The sequence below is a fragment of the Dyadobacter sediminis genome (assembly GCF_005860765.1).
In the GTDB taxonomy this organism is placed as follows: Bacteria; Bacteroidota; Bacteroidia; order Cytophagales; family Spirosomataceae; genus Dyadobacter; species Dyadobacter sediminis.
Genome location: NZ_VCEI01000015.1, coordinates 1 through 3,281 on the forward strand (window position 1 = coordinate 1; position 3,281 = coordinate 3,281).

At 52.1% G+C, this 3,281-nt stretch carries 2 rRNA genes; both read right to left on the minus strand.

Annotated elements, in window-relative coordinates:
- Window positions 1-45: 45 nt before the first annotated feature.
- Window positions 46-157: ribosomal RNA gene (rrf, locus tag FEM55_RS07310) — 5S ribosomal RNA — on the minus strand.
- A gap of 221 nt (window positions 158-378) precedes the next feature.
- A 23S ribosomal RNA gene (locus FEM55_RS07315) occupies window positions 379-3,205 on the minus strand.
- Window positions 3,206-3,281: the final 76 nt, after the last annotated feature.

A 3,281-nucleotide genomic window follows, 5' to 3' on the forward strand; every position in this document is an offset into this window, starting at 1 on the left:
AAAGAAAAAGACCATCTTTTTGGGGATGGTCTTTTTACGATGGTATTGTGGCGGCTACCTACTTTACCGGGTTTGATCCAAGTATCATCGGCGGTTCCGGGCTTAACTTCTCTGTTCGGAATGGGAAGAGGTGAACACCGGGCCAATAGCCACCAACAAGCTCTTTTGTTGGTTTATTGTGCTGCTAGGGGGAACAGGTGAAGTCGATCGCGACCCCGGCCGTCCCAATAGCCACCAACAAGCTCTTTTGAGTTAGCAGGAAAGGCAACAAGGAGTATGAAGGAAGGGGATTTCCCTTTGGTCCATTTTCCATTGTCCGTTTTCCTTGTTTTCATGTCATATTGGAAGCAGAAGAGAAAAAGTTTTCAAAGATTTGTAATGCGGCAAGCTGTTGGGTAATTAGTACTGCTCGGCTGAATGTGTTTCCACGCTTATACCTGCAGCCTATCAACGTCGTAGTCTACAACGACCCTTATGTGGAAGATTCATCTTCGGGCTAGTTTCGCACTTAGATGCTTTCAGCGCTTATCTATTCCCCACATAGCTACCCGGCCATGCCACTGGCGTGACAACCGGTTCACCAGCGGTGGGTCCACCCCGGTCCTCTCGTACTAAGGGCAGCCCCCGTCAATCTTCCTACGCCCACCACAGATAGGGACCGAACTGTCTCACGACGTTCTGAACCCAGCTCGCGTGCCACTTTAATCGGCGAACAGCCGAACCCTTGGGACCTTCTCCAGCCCCAGGATGTGACGAGCCGACATCGAGGTGCCAAACCTCCCCGTCGATGTGAGCTCTTGGGGGAGATCAGCCTGTTATCCCCGGCGTACCTTTTATCCTTTGAGCGATGGCCCTTCCATACAGAACCACCGGATCACTATACCCTGGTTTCCCACCTGCTCGACCCGTCGGTCTCACAGTCAAGCCTGCTTGTACTATTGCACTCCACACACGGTTACCAAGCGTGTTGAGCAGACCTTTGGAAGCCTCCGTTACACTTTTGGAGGCGACCACCCCAGTCAAACTACCCACCATGCACGGTTCCCCTATTCGTAGGGGTTAGATCCCAGGCCAGCGAAGGGTGGTATTTCAACGTTGGCTCCTGGACGCCTGGCGACGCCCACTCACAGCCTCCCACCTATCCTACACATCCCTGACCCGAAAACAATGCAAAGCTATAGTAAAGGTGCACGGGGTCTTTCCGTCCCGTGGCGGGTAAGCGGCATCTTCACCGCTACTACAATTTCACCGAGCTCACGGCCGAGACAGTGCCCAGATCGTTACACCATTCGTGCAGGTCGGAACTTACCCGACAAGGAATTTCGCTACCTTAGGACCGTTATAGTTACGGCCGCCGTTTACTGGGGCTTCGATTCAATGCTTCCCTTGCGGTGACATCCCCTCTTAACCTTCCAGCACCGGGCAGGTGTCAGGCCCTATACGTCAACTTTCGTTTTGGCAGAGCCCTGTGTTTTTGCTAAACAGTCGCCTGGGCCATTTCTCTGCGGCCTCTTGCTTGCGCAAGGAGGCTCCCCTTCTCCCGAAGTTACAGGGTTAATTTGCCGAGTTCCTTAGCCGTGATTCACTCGAGCACCTTAGAATATTCTTCTCGACTACCTGTGTCGGTTTACGGTACGGGTTGCATACAGCTGATGTTTCAAAAGCTTTTCTTGGAAGCCGTTTCACAGATTCGCTTTGCCCGTAGGCTCGGCTCAACGCACTATTCCGTCAGTACGTACCTACCACACAGCTCCGTCACTTTTTCACACTGCACGCAAGGGCAGGAATATTAACCTGCTGTCCATCGAGAGTCGCCTGTCGGCTATCCCTTAGGCCCCGCCTAACCCTCCGTTGATTAGCATAGCGGAGGAATCCTTAGTCTTTCGGTGTGCGGATTTCTCATCCGCATTATCGTTACTTATGCCTACATTTGCTTTTCTCACCAGTCCAGCCAGGCTTACGCCTGACCTTCGCCCCTGTGAGAATGCTCCCCTACCGATTGTAATAAATTACGATCGCATAGCTTCGGTAATATGCTTGATGCCCGTTTATTATCGATGCCCGCCCCGCTCGACCAGTGAGCTGTTACGCACTCTTTAAATGTATAGCTGCTTCCAAGCTAACATCCTGGCTGTCTCTGCAGTCGGACCCCCTTAGTTCAACTTAGCATATATTTTGGGACCTTAGCTGATGCTCTGGGTTGTTCCCCTCTCGGACCGGGACCTTAGCACCCCGGCCCTCACTGCCGTGTATATCATGCCCCATTCGGAGTTTGTCAGAATTTGGTAGGATTTGACTCCCCCTAGTCCTATCAGTAGCTCTACCTGAACATGACTCGACCACGACGCTGTTCCTAAAAACATTTCGGGGAGTACGAGCTATTTCTCAGTTTGATTGGCCTTTCACCCCTACCCTCAGTTCATCCGAAAACTTTTCAACGTTTACCGGTTCGGTCCTCCACGATGTGTTACCAGCGCTTCAACCTGACCAAGGGTAGATCACCAAGTTTCGCGTCTACAGCCACTGACTAATCGCCCATTTCAGACTCGCTTTCGCTTCGGCTCCTGTTCTTTAAACATTAACCTTGCCAGTAACCGTAACTCGTAGGCTCATTATGCAAAAGGCACGGCGTCACCCCGAAAGGCTCCGCCCGCTTGTAAGCGCATGGTTTCAAGTTCTATTTCACCCCGCTGCTCGCGGTACTTTTCACCTTTCCCTCACGGTACTCGTTCACTATCGGTCTCTCAGGAGTATTTAGCCTTGGCGGATGGTGCCGCCGGATTCAGAGGGGATTTCTCCGGTCCCCACTTACTCAGGATACTCACTCGTTTGACGCTCTTGCCTGTACGGGATTCTCACCCTCTGTGATTGGCCTTCCCAGACCATTCCAGTTCCATTGTCAAACACTTGGTGAGTCCTACAACCCCGGCCTGGCCGTAACCAGACTGGTTTGGGCTAATCCGCGTTCGCTCGCCACTACTTGCGGAATCACTGTTGTTTTCTTCTCCTCAGGGTACTTAGATGTTTCAGTTCCCCTGGTTTGCCCCCCGCAGGGTAATACCACTTCATGGTATTGGGTTGCCCCATTCGGATATCTGCGGATCAATTTGTATGTGCCAATCCCCGCAGCTTTTCGCAGCTTATCACGTCCTTCTTCGCCTCTGAGAGCCTAGGTATCCCCCATGCGCCCTTAAGTCGCTTGCGCGATCTTCTTTTTCTTTCTCTCTTCTACTCCAATATGTCAATGAACTCCTCACAGCGCATTCGCTGCAATGTGGAGA